The following is a 19,787-nucleotide window of genomic DNA, read 5'->3' as shown; positions in this document are numbered from 1 at the left end:
GCGCCCTTAAATTGCATTTGTTATTCATTTGGACAATCAAGTTAATACAACTATATTCCAATAACAAAAAATAATAAGCAGGCAGATTAGTTTAAGAAAACTGAATCAATACAGCGTTTTTTTCAACTTTATCTCCTTTAGTAACAGAGATGGCTTTGACGATGCCTGTACTGGTAGATTTAATGATATTCTCCATTTTCATCGCTTCCAGAATCACCAGGTTGTCTCCTTTATGGACCTCCTGCCCTACTGTAACCAAAATATTTAACACGAGGCCAGGCATTGGTGCTTTGCTATCTCTCAACTGCTGTGTTTGCAGGTTATCCATGCCCAATTGTTTTAACAACAAGTCATATTGATCTTCTACAGCAACAGTATAAAGATTGCCATTTACCTTTACCGTAACGGTTTTCTCTTCAGGCTGATGTTCGATAATTTCAACGTTGTAAGATTGATCTTTATAGATGACATGAGAATGCCCATTGCTTAACGTAACGGCATCAACATTTACAATTTCCTTGTTGACCTTTAATTGGTTGTTGTCGACTTGGATCTCAAACTGATGTTGATCATTAACTTTTACCTGGAACATATGCTATTTAAGGGTTAGGTTACCTGTTTAAGTAATTCAATTCAAAGCAGGCAGCAAGTGCTGCTGTTTCTGTTCTCAACCTGTTTTCGCCTAAGGTTACAGGAAGAAAGCCTTTGGCTAAGGCTAGAGCAATTTCATTGGGACTAAAGTCTCCTTCAGGACCAATTAAAATAAGGTAGCGTTGCTGCGGTACAATCATCTCTTTGATGCTTTTGCGAGGTTGGCCGTCTTCGCAATGCGCAATCAGGTTGGTACCTTCATGTGGTAGCTTCAGAAAATCGGTTAGGGAAGTAGCGGGATTTAATACAGGATGGTAGGCCTGCAGACTTTGTTTTACCGCCGAGGTGATGACTTTGAACAAGCGATCTTCTTTGATGATCTTTCGCTCCGACCTTTCGCAAATAAGGGGTGTAATTTCATCGATGCCAATTTCAGTGGCCTTTTCTAAGAACCACTCTAAACGGTCGATATTTTTAGTAGGCGCAACCGCAATATGAATATGGTGGTTGCGCTTATGATATTCTTGTTGTGCCTTGATGACATGTAGCGTCACATGCTTTTTGCCGGAGCTAGTAATTTCAGCTTCATAGAAGCCGCCTTTGCCGTCTACCAGAAATACATGGTTGCCGGCAACTAAACGTAAAACTTTGTTACAATGCCTGCTTTCTTCCTCATTTAAAGTATAGTCTTCGGTTTCAAGATCAGGCGTATAAAAAACATGCATAAAAGGACGGATTAATGTATGTCGACCGCTTCTTCTTTTGGAATAACAAGCTCCAGTTTAATGGTCTCAATATTCTGCTCTGTTTTTTTCAGAATGGTAAAAAGGTAACCATAACATTCTTCACTATCACCTACTTCAGGAATCTTTCCAAAGGCTTGAGAAACTAATCCACCAACGGTATCAAAGTCCTGGTCTTCAGGAAGGTCATGCGGCAAATGCTCATTTACATCGTAAACAGTAGCATAGGCATTAATGATAAACTCATTTTCAGAGATCTTTTCTACAATAGGTTTTTCCTCGTCGTACTCATCCTGAATTTCACCAACAATTTCTTCCACAATGTCTTCCAGGGTAACCATACCTGCAGTACCACCAAATTCATCGATAACGATGGCAATCTGGATACGTTTCTGCTGAAGTTCACTCAAAAGATCATTGATTTTCTTGGTTTCAGGAACAAAGTAAGGTTTACGGATGATATCATTTAAAGTCCATTCTTTTTTGCTCGCTAAAAGCGGCAAAACATCTTTGGCATGGATGATACCGATGATTTTATCAATCACTTCATCATAAACCGGAAAACGGGAATAACCTTCAGAGATAATTTTCTGAATAACCTCTTCCCCCGTGGTAGCAAGCTCAATTCCAGAAATTTTAGTTCTGGGCACCATGATGTTTTTAACGATGCGTTCGTTGAAGTCAAAAACATTTTTGATCAGTTCGTGCTCATTGGTATCAAGGGCGCCACTTTCTTTACCTTGATCTAACAAGTAATAGAGTTCTTCTGTACTGTGAACACCTTCATGCGAACCAATGGTACTTACACCAATAAGCTTTAGCAAAATATTAGCGAAGCCGTTTAATAACCATATAAAAGGTTTAAAAACAACATAAAACACTTGTAATGGCAAAGCAATGAATAGCGTTGTAGCAACAGGGCGTTGTATAGCAATTGACTTAGGTGCAAGCTCACCAAACACAATATGCATTACAGTAATAAAACTGAAAGCTATGATTGGAGATGCAGTGCTGGAAAAAGAATCAATAAATTGAGGTGTAGAGCCTAACGACGTTAAGAGGTTGTGTAAAATATGTTCCATAACAGACTCTCCAACCCAGCCTAATCCAAGTGACGCCAAAGTAATACCTAGCTGCGTTGCAGCAAGGTATCCATCCAAGTGCTGGGTAATAAATTTCGCAATATTTGCGACTCTACTACCGGATTTAGCTTGAATTTCTATTTGTGATGCCCGGACTTTTACAATTGCAAACTCTGCTGCAACGAAAAACCCGTTCAGTATCACTAAGAAAAAGGTTAAAAATATCTGAAAGGCCATTAAGCGTTGTTTCTAAATAATTTGTCGTAGAGGTCTATACTTTCCTGTATTACCGCATGTGCAAAAGTTACGCCCATTAAGTTTTCAATGGTTACATTTTTATTCTCCAATGCTTTATAATCCTGGAAGAACCTTACGATTTCTTTCATGGTATGTGGCGGAAGTTCAGAAATGTCATTGATATAATTAACAGATTGATCATTTTTAGCCACAGCAATAATTTTATCATCTTGCTCACCATTATCTACCATGTGCATTACACCAATAACTTTCGCCTCAACGATAGATAAAGGATAAACATCTACAGAGCATAAAACCAGGATATCAAGGGGGTCATTATCATCGCAATAGGTTTGTGGAATAAAGCCATAATTGGCAGGATACATTACCGAAGAGAATAATACACGATCTAATTTAATTAAATTAGATTCTTTATCGATTTCGTACTTCGCTTTAGATCCTTTTGGAATTTCAATGATTGCGTTTACAAATTCAGGCAATGTGTTGCCAGGAGAAACACTATGCCACGGGTGGTGATCGTCTTTAGTCATTTTTATGATTCATTGTTTATTTTATGGTCTTTTTTGTCGGTACTACTTTCCTTTTGACAAATGCAATGATCAAAGGGATAGTGGTAATGACAATGAAACCAGTAATTATGTAAAATAGATAGTCGTTAATTTCCTTTTCAAATCTCTTACCTAAAAAATAACCAAGCAAAGTTAAGGATGTGATCCATAAAAATCCGCCAGTTATGTTATAAAGCGCAAACTTTTTAAAGTCCAATTTTACTACACCAGCAAAAATCGGCGCAAAAGTTCGTACAATAGGTACAAATCTACCCATAATCAAAGCAAAAGCTCCTTGTTTATTGTAATAATCTTCGGCTGCCTTTAAATATTTCTTTTTAAAGAAGAAAGTATCTTTTCTTTGATAGAGGACAGGCCCTGTTTTACGGCCAAACCAGTATCCGGTAAAGTTGCCTGAGATAGCAGCAATAATTAAACCAAATACTAGTACATAAATGTTGACATCAAGTTTTCCTGTAGCAACGAACATTCCCGCCAAAAAAAGCAGGTAGTCCCCAGGAAGGAAAAACCCGAAAAATAAGCCCGTCTCTGCAAATATGACGAACATAACTACATAAAAACCACCTTCTTTAAGTAATTTCTCAGGATCAATAAAGTGCTGTAATGAATTCCAGAATTCGTGCATAACTCAATTATTCCTAAAACTACAAATAATTATTTATAGAAGACGTTTATATCAAATTTAATATCAGGGCAGGATAAACACCTAGAACGATGGTAATGACAAACGATAAGCCTAATACAACTTTGTAAAGTACAGGCATATCCAGCGCAGTTTCAGCACCATCTTTAAAGTACATGGCCACAATTACCCTAAAGTAATAGTAGAAGCCTACCAGTGCATTTAAAATAGCAAAGCCTACCAGGTAAACATGGTAGCTACCCATTACATTTAGAAACATCAGGTATTTGCCTATAAAACCTGCCGTCAATGGTATCCCGGCAAGGGACATCATGGCAACAGTAAGTACAAGCGCCGTGAAAGGATTCTTTTTAGCTAAACCATTATAGCTTTCGAACTGGTCTGACCCTGTTTTTTGTTTCACTAAAATCAATACCGCAAAAGCAGAGATACTTGCAAAAGCATAAGCAGCAGCGTAAATAAATGCGCTGTTATTTGAATCTGCACTAAGGGTGATCAGGGCGAATAACAGGTAACCTACATGAGAAATACTGGAGTAAGCCAGCATTCTTTTGAAGTTTTTCTGGAATAAGGCCGTTACATTACCTACTACTAAGGTTAGGCATGATAACACCATTAGCGGTGGCATCCAAAAGTCGTGTAAAGGTGCAAATGTACCTGCAAATAAACGTAAGATAGCTGCTAAACCAGCAACTTTAACTACGGTAGACATGAAAGTAGTCATAAGTGTTGGTGCACCTTCGTACACATCAGGAATCCAGAAGTGGAAGGGTGCAGCACCTAATTTAAAACAAAGGCCAATCAGCAATAAGATTACACCAGGATAAAATATAGGAGATACCGATTGGTAGTGATTTACCAGGTATTGGTGAATGACAGTAAGGTCAAATGAGCCTGTAGCACCATAGATTAAGGTAATACCGAATAAAAGGAAACCTGTAGAGAAAGAACCCATTAATAGGTATTTCAATGATGCCTCATTAGAGGCCAGGTTGTTTTTGCGGATACCAGCAAGGATATATAAACTTACAGACATGATTTCGATGCCGATAAACAGCATAGACATGTTTTTGTAAGAAGTCATCATGACAATACCCACTAATGCAAAAAGCATCAGGGTAAGGTATTCAGCAATGTTCTCACTGTTTTTACTGAAATAATTCTGGGTAAGTAATAAGATAAAGAAAGTACCTACAATAGCCAGTCCTGAAAATGCCAGGGCAAAGTTGTCCATCTCCATCATGCCATAGTGCACCTGATTGGTGTTCCAGGAGGTGATGACAAATACTAAGGAAGTAAGCAGACCAATAAGGGAAATAGGTAATAATGCTTTTTTAGCTTTAAACAAACCTGCATAAAGCACTACTAAAGCTGTAACCGCAATTGTTATAATGATATTCATTTCCTTAGTTTACCGATGTTAATTTTAGATTTACCTGTTCAATTAATTGTTGTACTGCTGCTTCAGATAAGTGAAGGATAGGTTTAGGATAAACCCCAAGTACAATGATTAAAGCACAAATGATATATAATACGACTTTCTCAGATCCTTTGATGTCTGTGAAAGTTGAAGTCAATTTATTAGTTTCACCCAACATGATGTTTTGATACATTCTCAGCATATAAACAGCACCAAAAATAATGGTTAAGCCTGCAAAAGCAACAGCCCAGATATTGTACTGGAATACACCAACCATCAATAGAAACTCCCCAATGAAACCATTAGTTCCAGGTAAAGCGATGGTACCAAAAACGATAATCAGGAAGGTAATAGCCAATTGAGGGGCTACTTTTGCCAAACCGCCCATGTCAGCAATTTGATTTGTTTTTAGCCTGCTGAAAATGATATCAAGCACAAAGAACAACCCAACTACATTGATACCGTGACTTAACATCTGCATCATGGCACCTTGTATCCCTTGTGTATTTAAAGCAAAAATACCGGCAGCGATTAAACCAACGTGAGCAATAGAAGAATAAGCGACTAACCTTTTAGCATTTCTTTGTTTAAAAGCAATGATAGAAGCATAGAGAATACCGATAATAGATAAAACCATGGCCGTAGCACTCCAGTCCATTACGCCGGTAGGTACGACAGGTAATAACCACCTGATCACTCCATAAATACCCATCTTCAACATGATACCCGCTAATAACATTGTTCCTGTAGCAGGCGCTTCTGTATAGGTATCTGGTTGCCATGTATGGAAAGGAAAGATTGGCATTTTAATAGCAAAGGCAATGAAGAAAGCCCAGAAAACCCATCCCTGCTGAACAGCATCAAGGTTAAGGTTATAAAAAGCCTGTATGTCAAAGTTATTTGCTGGATTTTGTAAATAAAGATAGATGATACCCATCAACATGAATAAGGATCCTCCAATGGTATAAACAAAAAACTTCATGTTTACCCTTACGCGATCTTTACCGCCCCAGATGGCACAGATAAAGTAGATTGGAATTAAGGCTGCTTCCCATCCGATATAGAATAAAAAGGCATCCATTGCTGTAAATACAACAAGCAAGCCTGCTTGCATAAACAAGATCAAGGCATAGAAGGAATGTTGTTTTTTATAATCATGCTGGTAGCTGGCTACGATGATAATAGGCATCAGTACATTCGTTAGCAACACCGTGATTAAGCTGATTCCATCAATACCGGCATGGAAATTAATGCCCAGGTGCTGGATCCATGGATAGTTGACCATGAACTGTGTACTTGCGTCTGGCCTGAAATTGCCAACGATAACAAAAGTTAAGGCTAGTGATACCAGCGCAGAAATTAAAGCTACGTATTTTGCTGCCTTACCGGAAAATGCGGTAATTAAAGCACCAGCCAGCGGTAGAACGATAAGAAGAATTAAAAGTTGTTCCATTATGTTTCTTTGGACGATCTTTTATATAGATAAATAAGTATACAATAACAAAGAGATGATTCCTACAACCATCATTAAAATGTAGAAGCCCACGTTTCCCGTTTGTAATAAACGGACACCTTTACTAGCTTCTGAAGTTCCCCAGCCTAGGCCGTTTACTATTCCATCGACAATTTTCGTATCGACAACTTTATAAAAGAAAGTAGAAAAAGCATCTAATGGTCTTCTGATGATCATGTCGTAGATTTCATCAACGTAGAACTTGTGGTAAGACAAGCTTGCCAATGCCGTTCTTTTACCTTCATCAGCGACAGGTACATGACCGTTTTTGTTATATTTTTGATAAGCAAAACCAATAGCAATCAATACGCCTACTACTGACACAGCCATCAACATGTATTCTGTTGCGTGATCAGGTGCTTCAGCATGGTGTTTAATGACTGGCGATAACCAGTGCGATAACCAATGACTTCCACCTAATACTTCTGGAATACCAATGATACCACCAATAGCAGATAATACAGCAAGAACAATTAATGGAATAGTCATGCTCTTTGGAGATTCATGAATTTTCTCTTCTGCATGGTGCGAACCTCTGTAAGTTCCGTAGAAAGTAAGGTACAACATTCTGAACATATAAAAGGCAGTAAGGAAAGCTACAAAAACAGCGATAGCCCAAACTACTTTATTGTATTCGAAAGCATGTGCAAGGATTTCATCTTTAGAGAAGAAGCCTGAGAATGGCGGCAAGCCAGAGATGGCAATTGTACCAACCAACATGGTAATAAAAGTAACGGGAAGTTTTTTACGTAAACCACCCATATGACGCATGTCTTGTTCATGGTGCATGGCATGGATCACCGATCCAGCACATAAGAAAAGTAATGCTTTAAAGAAGGCGTGAGTGATTACATGGAAAAAAGCACCATCATAAGCACCTACTCCCAGGCCAATAAACATATAGCCTAATTGCGAGACTGTAGAATAGGCGAGTACCTTTTTAATATCAGTTTGCGTCAAGGCAATTAAGGCACCCAACACAGCGGTTGCTAAACCAACAATAGTAATGATATGTTGAACAACAGGCGCAAGGTCAAAAAGCACATTTGAACGTGCAATCATATATACACCTGCAGTAACCATGGTTGCAGCATGGATCAATGCAGAAACAGGCGTTGGACCTGCCATGGCATCTGGTAACCAGGTAAACAACGGCAATTGTGCTGATTTACCACAAGCACCTATAAATAGGAATAAAGTAATCAGGATGATTGGTGTATGCCCGGGAACTAAACTTGCTGCCAGAGGGAATACTTTAGAAAATTCAACACTTCCAAAAGTATGGAGCATGATAAATACAGCGAGCAGGAAACCTAAATCGCCAATTCTGTTCATTACAAAAGCCTTTTTAGCGGCAGAAGCATAACTACTGTTGGTATACCAGAAGCCTATTAACAGGTAAGAGCATAAGCCCACACCTTCCCAGCCAATAAACATGACTATATAATTGGAACCTAATACCAATAAAAGCATGAAAAAGATAAACAGGTTGAGGTAACTAAAAAATTTACCAAACCCTTCATCGCTGTGCATGTAGCCTACTGAATAAATATGGATTAAAAACCCAACACCAGTAATGATCAACAGCATTAAACTGCTTAAAGGATCTACAAGAAAGGATAAAGGAATATGAAGGAATCCTGCGCTTATCCAGTCAAAAAGAAATATCTCATGCGATTTATTCGCATCTGCACCTAATTCAATAAAGATACCAACGCTAAGGGCGAAGGAAATGAATATAACACTGCTCCCAATAAAACCTATCAGGTTTTTTGATAAGGTATTTCTTCCAAGTCCATTTATTATAAAGCCTAAAAGTGGAATCAACGGAACCAGCCAAACTAAATCTATCATCTTAAAATTCTATTCTAATAATTACCACTTAAGGCGATTCAACACATTAATATCTGTAGACTGGGTATTTCTATATACCATAACAATGATACTCAACCCGACAGCAACTTCAGCAGCTGCAAGTGCCATAATAAAGAACACAAAAACCTGACCCGCCGGATCGTTGTTGTGCACAGAAAAAGCGGTTAACAATAAGTTGACTGCATTCAGCATCAACTCTACCGACATAAAGATGACGATGGCATTTCTGCGGGTTAATACCCCGACTACACCAATAGTAAAAATAATTGCACTCAGCCAGATGTAATGGTTAAGTGGCACTCCCTGCAATTCTTGCGTAATGTTTTCCACTATACTTTTTCTTTTTTAGTTAACAATACCGAACCTACCATGGCTGCCAACAATAAAATTGACGACAACTCAAATGGAAGCATAAACGGTCCAAACAATTCTTTACCGAGGTTTTTAACCAAACCTAAATTAACATTCTGCAAAACCAGCGGTTCTGACAAGCTTGTTGCTTTTAAAGAACCAATAAGTGTTACAACAAGGCAGCAACCGGCAATGATACCGATAACCTTAACCAGGTTAGATTTGGTAGGCTCATTGTCCTTGTTGAGGTTGAGCAACATAAGCACGAACAGAAAGAGCACCATGATGGCACCCATGTAAACGATGAAATTTACCACTGCAAGAAACTGTGCATTTAACAGGATATAATGAACCGTAAAGGTAAAAAATGTGACAATCAGGTAAAGTACACTGTGCACTGGGTTCTTTGAAAAAATAACCATCAGTGAAAAGAAAATACTCAAAGCTGCTACGACATAGAATACAGATGTACCCATTTATTTATTTTGTTTTAAAGCCGTTTAAAAGCGACAAATGTATCAAACTGTTTATATAAAAACCCGAAGGCTCATTTTATTATTTTTTCTCCAATGGCGCTTCCACCAACTTGTCTTTGCCGTAAATGAAATCTTTACGCAAATAATCTGAAGGTACAATAGGACCGTCAAGATAGATGGCTTCTTTGGGACAAGCCTCTTCGCATAAGCCGCAGAAGATACACCTTAACATGTTGATCTCATATACGGAAGCATACTTTTCTTCACGGTACAAGTCTTTCTCCTCCGGCTTACGTTCGCCGGCAATCATGGTGATGGCTTCTGCAGGACAAGAAAGTGCACATAAACCGCAAGCGGTGCAACGTTCTCTTCCTTCTTCATCTCTCTTTAAAGAGTGCATACCCCTAAAGTTGGTAGAGAATTCTCTTTCCTGCTCAGGATACCTGATAGTCGCTTCTTTTTTGAACAAGTGGCTAAAGGTAATAGCCAAACCTTTTCCAATAGCAGGCAAATACATGCGTTCTGCAAAATTGAGTGGCTTTTGTTCTAATACTTTCTTTTTATTGGTTAATGGTTCCATTAAACCTCCTTTTATATCCGCAAGCGGACAGTTAAAACTTTTCTACTAATGCGATCACCACACCGGTGACAATAATATTTGCGATGGCTAGTGGAATGAGCATTTTCCAACCCAGATGCATCAATTGATCATAACGGAAACGTGGAATAGTCCAGCGCACCCACATAAAGAAGAATATAAATGCAAATATTTTTATAAAGAAAACGGCAGTTCCAATTAGAGGACCTATTACCGGACCTACATGAAGCATCACCCAATCCATACCTGGGTAATTGTATCCGCCAAAATAAAGCGTAGCAATTACAGCTGAAGACACAAACATGTTTATGTATTCTGCAAACAGGTAAAAACCAAGTTTCATGGATGAGTATTCTGTATGGTATCCACCGATCAATTCGGTTTCACATTCAGGCAAATCGAAAGGTGCCCTGTTGGTTTCTGCAAATGAACAAATCATGAATATCAGGAAGCCCAAAGGTTGGTAAAGGACATTCCAATGCCAGCCATGCTGCTGATCAGAGATTTCTCTCAAGCTCATGGTTCCAGTTACCAATAATAAGGCAATGATGGAAAGACCCATGGCAATTTCGTAACTGATATTTTGTGAAGCTGCACGGATAGCACTTAATAATGAATATTTGTTGTTGGATGCCCAACCACCAATCATTACACCATAAACACCCAGAGATACAACACCGAAGATATAAAGTACACCTACATTGATATCCGTTACCTGTAGCGGAATAACACGGTCACCAATAGTGATATCAGTACCCCATGGAATAACAGCCGTACCAATACAAGCCGTTAACATAGCCAGCCCAGGGCCAACCATAAATAACCATTTACTGGAATTAGTAGGGACAATTTCTTCCTTCATGAACATTTTCAGTCCATCAGCAAGGGGTTGAAACATCCCGAAAGGACCTGCTCTGTCCGGACCTAAACGATCTTGTAAATAAGCAGCAACCTTACGTTCAGCATAAGTAGAGTACATCGCTATTAGGAGTGTTAGTCCGAAAAGGATGGCTACTAATATAAATTTTTCAATAACAAACGAGATCTCCATTAGAATTTACTGGTTTTTTCTAGTTCAATTTTGTTGGCTAACTGTAATTGAGGATTATCCTGAATTACAGGTAAAGGGATCATTGTTTCGTAATGATTTGAAGAAATCACGGAAGTATCACTGATATGTGTAGGATGCTCAATTACCCAGTCCGCCGTTTTTTTCTTTTCAAAGCGGCAGGTATTGCAAATAAATGCTTCTACTTCACCATAAATATCTTTACGGGCCGTAATACGAAGAACATCTTCGCCTTTATACCACAATGTTACTTTACCAGTACAGGTAGGGCAATCACGGTGAGCATCAATAGGCTTGGTAAACCAAACTCTGTTTCTAAAACGGAAAGTTTTATCTGTTAAAGCACCTACCGGACAAACATCAATAACGTTACCCGAGAAATCGTTATCGACAGCTGTTTGGATGTAAGTAGAAATTTCTGAGTGATCACCACGGTTTAAGATACCGTGAACACGTTTATTGGTAATCTGATCAGCAGTGAACACACAACGGTAGCATAAAATGCAACGGTTCATGTGTAACTGAATTTTATCACCTATATCAATACGATCGAACGTACGGCGCTCAAATTCATACCTTGTTTTCTGTAAACCATGCTCATAGCCAAGGTTCTGCAAATCACATTCACCTGCCTGGTCACAAACCGGGCAATCCAGTGGGTGGTTAATTAATAAAAACTCCACCACACCTCTGCGTGCTTCCACTACTTCCGGAGAAGTAATGTTTTGCACTTCCATACCATCCATAACAGTGGTACGGCATGAAGCAACCAGTTTTGGCATTGGTCGAGGGTCTTTTTCAGAACCTTTGCTCACCTTTACTATACAGGTACGACACTTACCTCCGCTGCCTTCTAACTTTGAATAATAGCACATTGCCGGTGGTACGATATCACCTCCTATTTGCCTTGCAGCATTCAGGATGGATGTACCTGGCTCAACTTCTACTGTTATTCCGTCTATGGTAACCTTAACTTTATCACTCATTGTTAAAGATATTCTTTAATTTTCTGTAGTCACTTCTGCTTTCGCAATAGGTTCAGCATAATTAGCCAAACCGTAATTTGTATCCAGACATTTTACCGGCTCTTTTACGTGCCATTCAAATTCATCTCTAAAATGTCTGATGGCTGCTGCAACAGGCCATGCTGCTGCGTCACCTAAAGGACAAATGGTGTTTCCTTCAATATTTTTAGCCACATTAACCAATAAGTCAATGTCACTCATTTTACCATGTCCGTATTCCATGCGGTGTAAAACTTTTTCCATCCAGCCAGTACCCTCACGACAAGGAGAACATTGTCCACAGCTTTCATGTGCATAAAAGCGGGCAAAGTTCCATGTATTTCTTACCATACACTGGTCTTCATCAAAAGCAATAAAACCACCGGAGCCCATCATGGTACCTGTAGCAAAACCACCTTCAGCTAAAGATTCATAACTCATTAACCTTGGATCGCCATTGGCATGTTTCAACGTTAAATTTGCAGGAAGCACAGGCACAGAAGAACCACCGGCAACCGTTGCCTTTAATCTTTTTCCATTGGCTATACCACCACAATATTCGTCAGAATAGATAAATTCTTCCACTGGAAGGCCTAATTCAATTTCGTAAACCCCAGGTCTTACTAAATTTCCTGAAGCGGAAATTAACTTGGTTCCTGTGCTACGTCCGATACCTATTTTAGCATATTCATCACCACCATCATTGATAATGGGAACTACAGCTGCAATAGACTCTACATTGTTAACTACTGTAGGACGGCCATATAAACCAGCAATAGCCGGAAATGGAGGTTTAATTCTTGGGTTTCCTCTTTTACCTTCTAAAGATTCCAGTAAAGCGGTTTCTTCACCACAGATGTAAGCACCACCCCCCGGTTGAACATAAAGTTCCAAGTTATAACCTGTACCTAAAATATTCTGACCTAGAAAACCAGCATTTCTTGCTTCAGCGATAGCTTTTTCAAGGATTCTAATTTGTGGCATCATCTCCCCTCTTACATAAATGTAAGAAGTGTTAGCCCCCAAAGCGTAACTGGCAACGATCATTCCTTCAATTAAAGCATGAGGAATATGCGTCATCAGGTAACGGTCTTTAAAAGTACCGGGTTCAGATTCATCAGCATTACAAACAAGGTAACGTGGAACACCCTCTGGTTTTGCCAGAAAGCTCCATTTCATCCCTGTTGGAAATCCTGCACCACCACGACCACGCAAGCCAGATTTTTTCACTTCTTCCACCACTTCTTCAGAAGTAAGAGTTTTCAAAGCTTTTTCCACAGCGCGGTAGCCACCTTTTTGGCGGTAGACCTCAAGCGTATTGATGCCGGGTACGTTTATATGTTCTAATAATAGTTGACGAGCCATTATTTATTACGTAAGTTCTCTATTAATTCATCTACCTTTTGTTCATTCAGGTTCTCATAGAAAGTGTATTCAGGACCAATCTGCAATACAGGGCCATAACCGCAGGCCGCTAAACATTCTACCCCTCTCCAGCTGAACAACCCATCAGGTGTAACTTCATTTTCCTTCACACCAAGCCTCTTACCAATATGGTCCATAATTTTTTCAGCACCTACCAGGCAACATGGGCCGGTACGGCAGACTTCCAAAACATATTTCCCTGAAGGTTTTAAGAAATACATGGAGTAAAAAGAAGCTACTTCAAAGACTTCAATTTCTTCTATTTCAAGATAGGCAGCTACACGGTTCATTGCCGAAGCACTTAACCAGCCTTGTTCTGCCTGAACCTCGTGTAAAATTGGTAATAACGCAGACTTCTGCTTTCCTACTGGATATCTTGATACTATTTCATCAAACTTTTGTACCAAAGCTGATGAAAAATCCACAGGTTGTTGTTCTTCTACTTTAAGCATCTAATTCTCCTGCAATAATATTCATACTACTCATGTTAATGATGGCATCTGAAAGCAGCATACCTTCGCTCATGGAAGCATACATTTGATAATTTATAAAACTAGGCCTTCTAAAGTGTAAACGGTAAGGTGTTCTTCCTCCATCGTTGATCAGGTAGAAACCAAGCTCACCATTTCCACCTTCAACAGCGTGATAAACTTCTGCTTTAGGAGCATCAATTTCACCCATTACAATTTTAAAGTGGTAGATTAAAGCTTCCATGTTATTGTAAACCTCTTCTTTAGCAGGCAAATAGTATTCTGGAACATCAGCATGGAAAACTCCAGCAGGCTCATGTTTAAGTTTTTCCATTGCTTGCTCAATGATGCTTACACTTTGCCACATTTCTTCATTACGAACAAGGTAACGGTCATAAATATCACCACTGGTACCAACAGGAACTTCAAAATCAAAGTCCTGATAAGAAGAATAAGGCTCACTTACCCTCACATCATAATCAACACCTGTTGCCCTTAATAAAGGACCCGTCCAACCAAAACTTAAAGCATCTTCCGCCGTTACTTTTGCTACACCAGCTGTACGATCTATAAAAATCCTGTTCCTGTTTAATAAGCTTTCAAACTCTTTTAAGGCTACAGGGAACTCTTTAAGGAACTTATTTATCTTTGCAAAGGCGATGTCATTGAAATCTCTTTCAAAACCACCAATACGACCAACATTAGTTGTTAAACGTGCACCGCATATTTCTTCATAGATTTCATAAATATGCTCTCTAAACTGGAATAAATATAAGAAGGTGGTGGTAGCACCAGTATCCTGGGCAATAATTGTATTACAGATGATATGGTCTGAAATACGCGCAAGTTCCATGATAATTACTCTTAAATAATCAACCCTTTTCGGTATTTGAATATTCAGTAATTTCTCCACTGTCATGTGCCATCCCATGTTATTGATTGGCGATGAACAATAGTTCAACCGATCCGTTAATGGGGTAATTTGGTAAAATGGTCTGTGCTCCGCAATTTTTTCAAATGCACGATGGATATATCCAATTGTAGATACACCACTAACGATGCGTTCTCCATCTAGCTGAAGAACATTTTGAAATACCCCGTGTGTAGCAGGGTGCGTAGGACCTAAGTTTAAGGTCACATATTCCTGCTGAGGATCATTATCTGTATATACCGGCTGATTATTCATATTATTATCTACCAAAGTATTCGTCTTTTTTATCAACTCTGTTTGGATCTTCCAGCGGATATTGTTTCAACATTGGAAAAACACCCAGGTCGTCCATATTTAATATTCTTCTTAAATCCGGGTGACCTTCGAACTGAATCCCGAAAAAATCGTAAGTTTCACGTTCCATCCAGTTTGCACCTTTCCACAACGAAACAGCTGTCGGAATTGCAGGATGTTGCTGATCAATGTACACCTTTACCCTAATCCTTACTTTTCCCACCATGTTATGCAAATGGTAAACCACTGCAATACCATGTTTCTTTTCAGGGTAATGAACTGCAGTAATGTCAGTCAGGAAGTTAAAGTTAGTCTGGGGATCTTCTTTCAAAAACTTTAAAACTTCAAGAATCACATCCTTGGTGGTTTCAAAAGTCAATAAACCATAGGGCTCTTCAACACCGGTGATTTTTTGACCAAACCTTTCAGACAGCACTTTTATCAACAAGTTGTTTTTCGTTTCTTCCATTATAATATACCGTAAGAAGCTAACATTTCTCTATACTGGTCAGAATCCCTTCTTCTGGATGATTCGTTTCTCACTAACTCCTGTATTTTACCGAAACCATCTAAAATAGCTTCAGGTCGTGGCGGGCATCCTGGAACGTATACATCTACAGGGATAATCTCATCTATACCCTGCAGAACAGAGTATGTATCGAAAATACCACCACTAGACGCACAAGCACCAACAGCCATTACCCAACGAGGTTCAGCCATTTGCAAATAGACCTGTTTCAATACCGGAGCCATTTTTTTCGCAATTGTGCCCATTACCATCAAAAGGTCAGCCTGGCGTGGAGAAAAACTTAAACGTTCAGAACCAAAACGGCCTAAATCATAATGTGATCCCATGGTTGCCATAAACTCAATTCCACAACAAGAAGTTGCAAATGGTAAAGGCCATAAAGAATGGGATCGTGCCAAACCTACAACCTTATCTAAAGAAGTTGCAAAAAAGCCAGACCCTTCAATGCCTGGAGGCGCGTTAACTATATTTATGTTACTCATGCTATAAACAAAAAAGGTTCATTCCTTTAAAGAATGAACCGCAAATTTACAATATTTTACTAGTGAATACGATTGACTAGCTTCATTTAGAATCAATCTAAACTACTAATTCCAATCTAATACTTTTTTCTTAATGACGTAAATGAAGCCTAATAACAGGGTTCCCATAAAAACGAACATCTCCAGCATACCCGTTGTACCTAACTCACGGAAATTTACTGCCCATGGGTACATAAAGATCACTTCAACATCAAATAAAACGAATAAGATAGCCACTAGAAAGTATTTGATGGAGAAAGGTTGTCGCGCATTCCCTACTGATTGAATACCAGCCTCAAACGTAGTTAATTTATCTGCAGTCTTTCTTCTTGGACCTAAATAATGTGTAGCAATTAAAGTTGTTACCACAAAACCTATAGCAACAAGAACTTGAAATATAATGGGTAGAAAATCCGAGGGTATACTTTGTGTTTCCATAATGGTATTTGAGGCAAATTTAAACAGAAAAAGGCAGGATAACAACCCTGCCTTTTCAATTATACTTATAAATACTATTATTTCTTCGTTCCAGCTTTAGCTGCAGGAGCAGAAAGCTCTTTTAACTTAGCAGGTGCAAAGGTTCCTGCAGGATTTGCAGCCACACTTTTAGTAAAATAATCTTTTGCTTTTGCTTTATCAGTAGCTGAATAAAAAGCACCAAGTTGATCATAAGCTTCAGCTAATTTTTTAGCATTAGCAGCAGCCAATTCCGGTTTCTCCACAGTAACCTTATTAACAAAAGTTTCAAAATATGGAACCATTAATCCTTTTGGATTCACTTCATCATCTAGCAAGCTATTGATTCTTCCTCTCCATAAAAAGGCATCTGTTGTTTCAGGAGATAATGCAGCAACTTTAGCGATCGCTGAATCTGCTTTTACTAGAATGTCTTTAGATGGATTTGTTTTTGCATTTACACCAGCAGCATATTGGAAATAACGAGCTAAACCATCATAGTAGTAACTGTATAAAACCCCTTTTGCATTTGGAGCGGCAGCAATGGCTTTATCATAAATATCAGCTGCCTTTTCATATTTCTTAGCATCATAAAAAGCTTTAGCAATTTCTGTCAGCGCTTCAACATTAGTTGAATCTTTCTCTACTGCCTTGGTAATATTAACCAATGCCAAGCTGTCATTTCCACTTTGCAATAAAGCTTTACCTAAATAAAGGTAATCTGAACCTACAATACGGGAAGTATCTTGTGTTTTAGCAAAGAAGTCTTTCATGTATTGTAAACTCTGTGGATAGTTTTTGTTTTCATATGCAGAATAACCACGCATCCTTAAAACTACGGGCGCCTTAGCATCATTTGCACCTACAGAAGCCAATGCACTTGTTTCTTGCTCTAAGGTTTTGTAATCTTTAGCATAAAACAAGAATTGAGCATAACGTAACCTGGATTCAAATGATTTATCAGTTAAGTCAAGGTATTTTTTATAATTCTCTAAAGCCAATGCAGCTTTAGCATCAAAATTCTGAGGCTCAAAGTTTGCCCATTGCATGTATAACTCAGCAATTTCACGGTAAGCAGGACCATAATTAGGATCTGCAGCAATTACCTCTTTCAATGCAGCTTCAGATTCAGGAAATGCTCTTGATTCTTTGTACATTCTGCCAATTTGCACTTTTGCCCTATGCAAGTCAGCTTTGATATTCAATGCTCTTAAGTAATTTTGCAAAGCTTCAGAGTTTTTCTTTTGCGCAGCATAAAAATCACCAAGTGCTAAGAATGTTTCTGCTTCTTTATCATCTTTATCTAGTTCATCAGCTTTTTGTAAGTAAGGTAATGCAGCAGTAAAATCAGGTTTCTCAGCTGCAACATATGCTTTACCGATAAACATTGAAGGAATAAAATCTTTTTTAGAAGCTACTTCTAATGCTTTATCAAAATTTGTTTTTGCTGATGCAGTATTATTGGATTTAAGATCAGCCTCACCTAAACCTATATAGTTTAAGGCAAATTTCGGATCAGCAGTGATACCTTTGGTAAATACCGCTCTGGCAGAATCTACATAATCAGTACGTAAATACGCCTCACCTAAATAATAATAATTTTCACCTTTATTCGCCTGAGAATTTACTAATGTTTTCAGCATCGAAGTTGCCTTCTGGTACTGTTCGGCATCTAAAGCCTTCTTTGCGTCATTTAAACTTTGAGCAAAAGAGGCAGAACCCATCACTACTAAACCTAAACTTAAGGTTATTGCTTTCTTTGTCATTTTCATGGTTCGTTATCGTTAATCGTTAGGAAGCGTCAATCACTTCTATATTCAAATATATAATTTAATTTAGTTTTTCAAGTTAAAATCCCTTGATGTTAGTTTATGTGGACCTAATCCAGATTTAAGAACTATAAGCTGGCCGCGTTGGCTAACTAACCAGTTGGCAAAACCTGTGCCTAAACCATTCTTACCTTCACCATTAATGATATAAACATTTCTAAGAAAAGGATAGACTCCACTAATGAGGTGATTTTGAGTAGGTTTATAGAAATCATCATCTCCCTTTTCACCAGGAATATTTTTCACACCCATCAATTTAACTTTATTCGTCAATGTGCCACGATCGGTGTTTTGTTGTAACAACCAATTTACGCCTACTACTCCGATAAAGTTTTTATGCTGATCAATGTAGTTAATAACGTCTTCATTGGTGTTTAAAGTATACACCCCCTTTTTTGGAAGCTCTTTTATTTTAGCCACCTCTTTAAAATACCTCAATGTACTCGAGTAAGCATTGTCAAAAACCAGGCTTTTATCACCTGTACTTTTACCTTTTAAGATGTTAAACACTTCTTGTGCCGTAATTGTTGAATCTGGGTTTTCATTACTGGTAATGAGGGCTATACCATCAATGGCGAACCTGGAGGTGAAAACAGGAATTTTTCTACGCGCATAGATTTCCTTTTCAGCAGGAGTAAGCACTCTTGATAAAACGGCAATCCGCACACTGTCATTTAAGAAAATAGGTAAAATTTTATTTTCATTCCCAGTGATAACTTTAAAGTGAGCATCAGGGTAATCAGAGTTAAAGACAGTAATTTGGTCGTCAATAATATTGTGAAGGGATTCATCAACGAGTAAAGTAGCCTCGCCTGTTGTTCTTGATACTTCCTTCACTGCGGCTTTATCTTCTTTTTGTTTACAAGAAGCCAGGGCTGCAAATAACAACAAAATACAGGTCAGCTGTTTCATTTAATTATCGTTTTGTTTAATGAGGCGATAAAAGCGGAGAATCGCATAAACGATCAGCATCACGCCAAAAAGTATTCTATAAGTGGGTGTGATGTCAAAAGGGATGTTTTTCCAGAATATAAGCAAAGCTCCTAAAGCAAAATAGAGCAAGAGCATAACTAGCCCTAAAATGAACAGAAATCGCTGTTGAGGCGATTTCTGTTTAAAAAAATTGAAGTCAATCATGTA

The 19,787-nt window shown here is 38.5% G+C and carries 22 protein-coding genes; all 22 read right to left on the bottom strand.

The annotated features are described in order from the left end of the window. Window positions 1-91: 91 nt before the first annotated feature. Entirely contained in the window at window positions 92-592 is a 501-nt protein-coding gene (locus ACR2F7_RS04230; protein WP_432712346.1) for a biotin/lipoyl-containing protein, read from the bottom strand. Between the two features lie 19 nt (window positions 593-611). Next, a complete protein-coding gene (locus ACR2F7_RS04225) occupies window positions 612-1,316 on the bottom strand; it encodes a 16S rRNA (uracil(1498)-N(3))-methyltransferase (RefSeq protein WP_432712345.1) in 705 nt (234 codons plus the stop codon). Window positions 1,317-1,327: 11 nt separating this feature from the next. After that, a complete protein-coding gene (locus tag ACR2F7_RS04220) occupies window positions 1,328-2,653 on the bottom strand; it encodes a hemolysin family protein (RefSeq protein WP_432712344.1) in 1,326 nt (441 codons plus the stop codon). Next, complete coding sequence (locus ACR2F7_RS04215; RefSeq protein ID WP_432712343.1) at window positions 2,653-3,204, bottom strand: inorganic diphosphatase; 552 nt, start codon at window positions 3,202-3,204, stop codon at window positions 2,653-2,655. The genes ACR2F7_RS04220 and ACR2F7_RS04215 overlap by 1 nt, the downstream gene beginning before the upstream one ends. A 16-nt stretch (window positions 3,205-3,220) precedes the next feature. After that, entirely contained in the window at window positions 3,221-3,868 is a 648-nt protein-coding gene (locus tag ACR2F7_RS04210; RefSeq protein WP_432712342.1) for a DedA family protein, read from the bottom strand. Window positions 3,869-3,914: 46 nt separating this feature from the next. Then, window positions 3,915-5,288 carry an NADH-quinone oxidoreductase subunit N gene (locus ACR2F7_RS04205; RefSeq protein ID WP_432712341.1) on the bottom strand — a complete coding sequence of 458 codons (1,374 nt, stop codon included), beginning with the start codon at window positions 5,286-5,288 and terminating at the stop codon, window positions 3,915-3,917. Between the two features lie 4 nt (window positions 5,289-5,292). Then, window positions 5,293-6,759 carry a complex I subunit 4 family protein gene (locus tag ACR2F7_RS04200; RefSeq protein WP_432712340.1) on the bottom strand — a complete coding sequence of 489 codons (1,467 nt, stop codon included), beginning with the start codon at window positions 6,757-6,759 and terminating at the stop codon, window positions 5,293-5,295. Between the two features lie 21 nt (window positions 6,760-6,780). Then, a complete protein-coding gene (gene nuoL, locus ACR2F7_RS04195) occupies window positions 6,781-8,673 on the bottom strand; it encodes an NADH-quinone oxidoreductase subunit L (protein ID WP_432712339.1) in 1,893 nt (630 codons plus the stop codon). A gap of 21 nt (window positions 8,674-8,694) precedes the next feature. After that, on the bottom strand, window positions 8,695-9,024 hold the full coding sequence (gene nuoK, locus ACR2F7_RS04190) for an NADH-quinone oxidoreductase subunit NuoK (RefSeq protein WP_432712338.1): 330 nt from the start codon (window positions 9,022-9,024) through the stop codon (window positions 8,695-8,697). Continuing rightward, window positions 9,024-9,521 (bottom strand): NADH-quinone oxidoreductase subunit J family protein, encoded by a 498-nt coding sequence (locus tag ACR2F7_RS04185; RefSeq protein ID WP_432712337.1) that lies wholly within the window; start codon window positions 9,519-9,521, stop codon window positions 9,024-9,026. Before ACR2F7_RS04185 ends, nuoK begins: the two co-directional genes overlap by 1 nt. A gap of 79 nt (window positions 9,522-9,600) precedes the next feature. Then, a complete protein-coding gene (locus tag ACR2F7_RS04180; protein ID WP_432712336.1) occupies window positions 9,601-10,101 on the bottom strand; it encodes a NuoI/complex I 23 kDa subunit family protein in 501 nt (166 codons plus the stop codon). A gap of 31 nt (window positions 10,102-10,132) precedes the next feature. Continuing rightward, window positions 10,133-11,170, bottom strand: a complete 1,038-nt coding sequence (nuoH, locus tag ACR2F7_RS04175; protein WP_432712335.1) for an NADH-quinone oxidoreductase subunit NuoH — start codon at window positions 11,168-11,170, stop codon at window positions 10,133-10,135. Further along, window positions 11,170-12,174 carry a 2Fe-2S iron-sulfur cluster-binding protein gene (locus ACR2F7_RS04170; protein ID WP_432712334.1) on the bottom strand — a complete coding sequence of 335 codons (1,005 nt, stop codon included), beginning with the start codon at window positions 12,172-12,174 and terminating at the stop codon, window positions 11,170-11,172. The genes nuoH and ACR2F7_RS04170 overlap by 1 nt, the downstream gene beginning before the upstream one ends. A gap of 15 nt (window positions 12,175-12,189) precedes the next feature. Then, window positions 12,190-13,557, bottom strand: coding sequence for an NADH-quinone oxidoreductase subunit NuoF (gene nuoF, locus ACR2F7_RS04165; protein ID WP_432712333.1), 1,368 nt, complete (start codon window positions 13,555-13,557; stop codon window positions 12,190-12,192). Beyond that, window positions 13,557-14,069 carry an NADH-quinone oxidoreductase subunit NuoE gene (gene nuoE / locus ACR2F7_RS04160; protein ID WP_432712332.1) on the bottom strand — a complete coding sequence of 171 codons (513 nt, stop codon included), beginning with the start codon at window positions 14,067-14,069 and terminating at the stop codon, window positions 13,557-13,559. The genes nuoF and nuoE overlap by 1 nt, the downstream gene beginning before the upstream one ends. Continuing rightward, the gene (locus ACR2F7_RS04155; protein ID WP_432712331.1) at window positions 14,062-15,273 is read right to left on the bottom strand and encodes an NADH-quinone oxidoreductase subunit D; all 1,212 of its coding nucleotides are present in this window, start codon (window positions 15,271-15,273) and stop codon (window positions 14,062-14,064) included. The genes nuoE and ACR2F7_RS04155 overlap by 8 nt, the downstream gene beginning before the upstream one ends. 4 nt (window positions 15,274-15,277) lie before the next feature. Further along, window positions 15,278-15,781: an NADH-quinone oxidoreductase subunit C gene (locus ACR2F7_RS04150; RefSeq protein ID WP_432712330.1), complete on the bottom strand. Its 504-nt coding sequence runs from the start codon at window positions 15,779-15,781 to the stop codon at window positions 15,278-15,280. After that, a complete protein-coding gene (locus ACR2F7_RS04145) occupies window positions 15,781-16,323 on the bottom strand; it encodes an NADH-quinone oxidoreductase subunit B (protein WP_432712329.1) in 543 nt (180 codons plus the stop codon). Before ACR2F7_RS04145 ends, ACR2F7_RS04150 begins: the two co-directional genes overlap by 1 nt. Before the next feature lie 105 nt (window positions 16,324-16,428). After that, window positions 16,429-16,800 (bottom strand): NADH-quinone oxidoreductase subunit A, encoded by a 372-nt coding sequence (locus tag ACR2F7_RS04140; RefSeq protein WP_432712328.1) that lies wholly within the window; start codon window positions 16,798-16,800, stop codon window positions 16,429-16,431. Window positions 16,801-16,877: 77 nt separating this feature from the next. After that, window positions 16,878-18,590 (bottom strand): tetratricopeptide repeat protein, encoded by a 1,713-nt coding sequence (locus ACR2F7_RS04135; RefSeq protein ID WP_432712327.1) that lies wholly within the window; start codon window positions 18,588-18,590, stop codon window positions 16,878-16,880. Window positions 18,591-18,653: 63 nt separating this feature from the next. Continuing rightward, entirely contained in the window at window positions 18,654-19,559 is a 906-nt protein-coding gene (locus ACR2F7_RS04130) for a PstS family phosphate ABC transporter substrate-binding protein (protein WP_432712326.1), read from the bottom strand. Next, entirely contained in the window at window positions 19,560-19,784 is a 225-nt protein-coding gene (locus ACR2F7_RS04125; RefSeq protein WP_432712325.1) for a hypothetical protein, read from the bottom strand. Window positions 19,785-19,787: the final 3 nt, after the last annotated feature.

It is taken from the genome of Pedobacter sp. (assembly GCF_045628745.1).
Lineage (GTDB): Bacteria > Bacteroidota > Bacteroidia > Sphingobacteriales > Sphingobacteriaceae > Pedobacter.
This window is presented reverse-complemented; position numbering and strand designations above follow the sequence as displayed.

Bases quoted from the DNA above. Each gene is read 5' to 3' on its own strand.
- ACR2F7_RS04230 (WP_432712346.1), bottom strand. From the start codon at position 592: ATGTTCCAGGTAAAAGTTAATGATCAACATCAGTTTGAGATCCAAGTC.
- ACR2F7_RS04225 (WP_432712345.1), bottom strand. From the start codon at position 1,316: ATGCATGTTTTTTATACGCCTGATCTTGAAACCGAAGACTATACTTTA.
- ACR2F7_RS04220 (WP_432712344.1), bottom strand. From the start codon at position 2,653: ATGGCCTTTCAGATATTTTTAACCTTTTTCTTAGTGATACTGAACGGG.
- ACR2F7_RS04215 (WP_432712343.1), bottom strand. From the start codon at position 3,204: ATGACTAAAGACGATCACCACCCGTGGCATAGTGTTTCTCCTGGCAAC.
- ACR2F7_RS04210 (WP_432712342.1), bottom strand. From the start codon at position 3,868: ATGCACGAATTCTGGAATTCATTACAGCACTTTATTGATCCTGAGAAA.
- ACR2F7_RS04205 (WP_432712341.1), bottom strand. From the start codon at position 5,288: ATGAATATCATTATAACAATTGCGGTTACAGCTTTAGTAGTGCTTTAT.
- ACR2F7_RS04200 (WP_432712340.1), bottom strand. From the start codon at position 6,759: ATGGAACAACTTTTAATTCTTCTTATCGTTCTACCGCTGGCTGGTGCT.
- nuoL (WP_432712339.1), bottom strand. From the start codon at position 8,673: ATGATAGATTTAGTTTGGCTGGTTCCGTTGATTCCACTTTTAGGCTTT.
- ACR2F7_RS04185 (WP_432712337.1), bottom strand. From the start codon at position 9,521: ATGGGTACATCTGTATTCTATGTCGTAGCAGCTTTGAGTATTTTCTTT.
- ACR2F7_RS04180 (WP_432712336.1), bottom strand. From the start codon at position 10,101: ATGGAACCATTAACCAATAAAAAGAAAGTATTAGAACAAAAGCCACTC.
- nuoH (WP_432712335.1), bottom strand. From the start codon at position 11,170: ATGGAGATCTCGTTTGTTATTGAAAAATTTATATTAGTAGCCATCCTT.
- ACR2F7_RS04170 (WP_432712334.1), bottom strand. From the start codon at position 12,174: ATGAGTGATAAAGTTAAGGTTACCATAGACGGAATAACAGTAGAAGTT.
- nuoF (WP_432712333.1), bottom strand. From the start codon at position 13,557: ATGGCTCGTCAACTATTATTAGAACATATAAACGTACCCGGCATCAAT.
- nuoE (WP_432712332.1), bottom strand. From the start codon at position 14,069: ATGCTTAAAGTAGAAGAACAACAACCTGTGGATTTTTCATCAGCTTTG.
- ACR2F7_RS04155 (WP_432712331.1), bottom strand. From the start codon at position 15,273: ATGAATAATCAGCCGGTATATACAGATAATGATCCTCAGCAGGAATAT.
- ACR2F7_RS04150 (WP_432712330.1), bottom strand. From the start codon at position 15,781: ATGGAAGAAACGAAAAACAACTTGTTGATAAAAGTGCTGTCTGAAAGG.
- ACR2F7_RS04145 (WP_432712329.1), bottom strand. From the start codon at position 16,323: ATGAGTAACATAAATATAGTTAACGCGCCTCCAGGCATTGAAGGGTCT.
- ACR2F7_RS04140 (WP_432712328.1), bottom strand. From the start codon at position 16,800: ATGGAAACACAAAGTATACCCTCGGATTTTCTACCCATTATATTTCAA.
- ACR2F7_RS04135 (WP_432712327.1), bottom strand. From the start codon at position 18,590: ATGAAAATGACAAAGAAAGCAATAACCTTAAGTTTAGGTTTAGTAGTG.
- ACR2F7_RS04130 (WP_432712326.1), bottom strand. From the start codon at position 19,559: ATGAAACAGCTGACCTGTATTTTGTTGTTATTTGCAGCCCTGGCTTCT.
- ACR2F7_RS04125 (WP_432712325.1), bottom strand. From the start codon at position 19,784: ATGATTGACTTCAATTTTTTTAAACAGAAATCGCCTCAACAGCGATTT.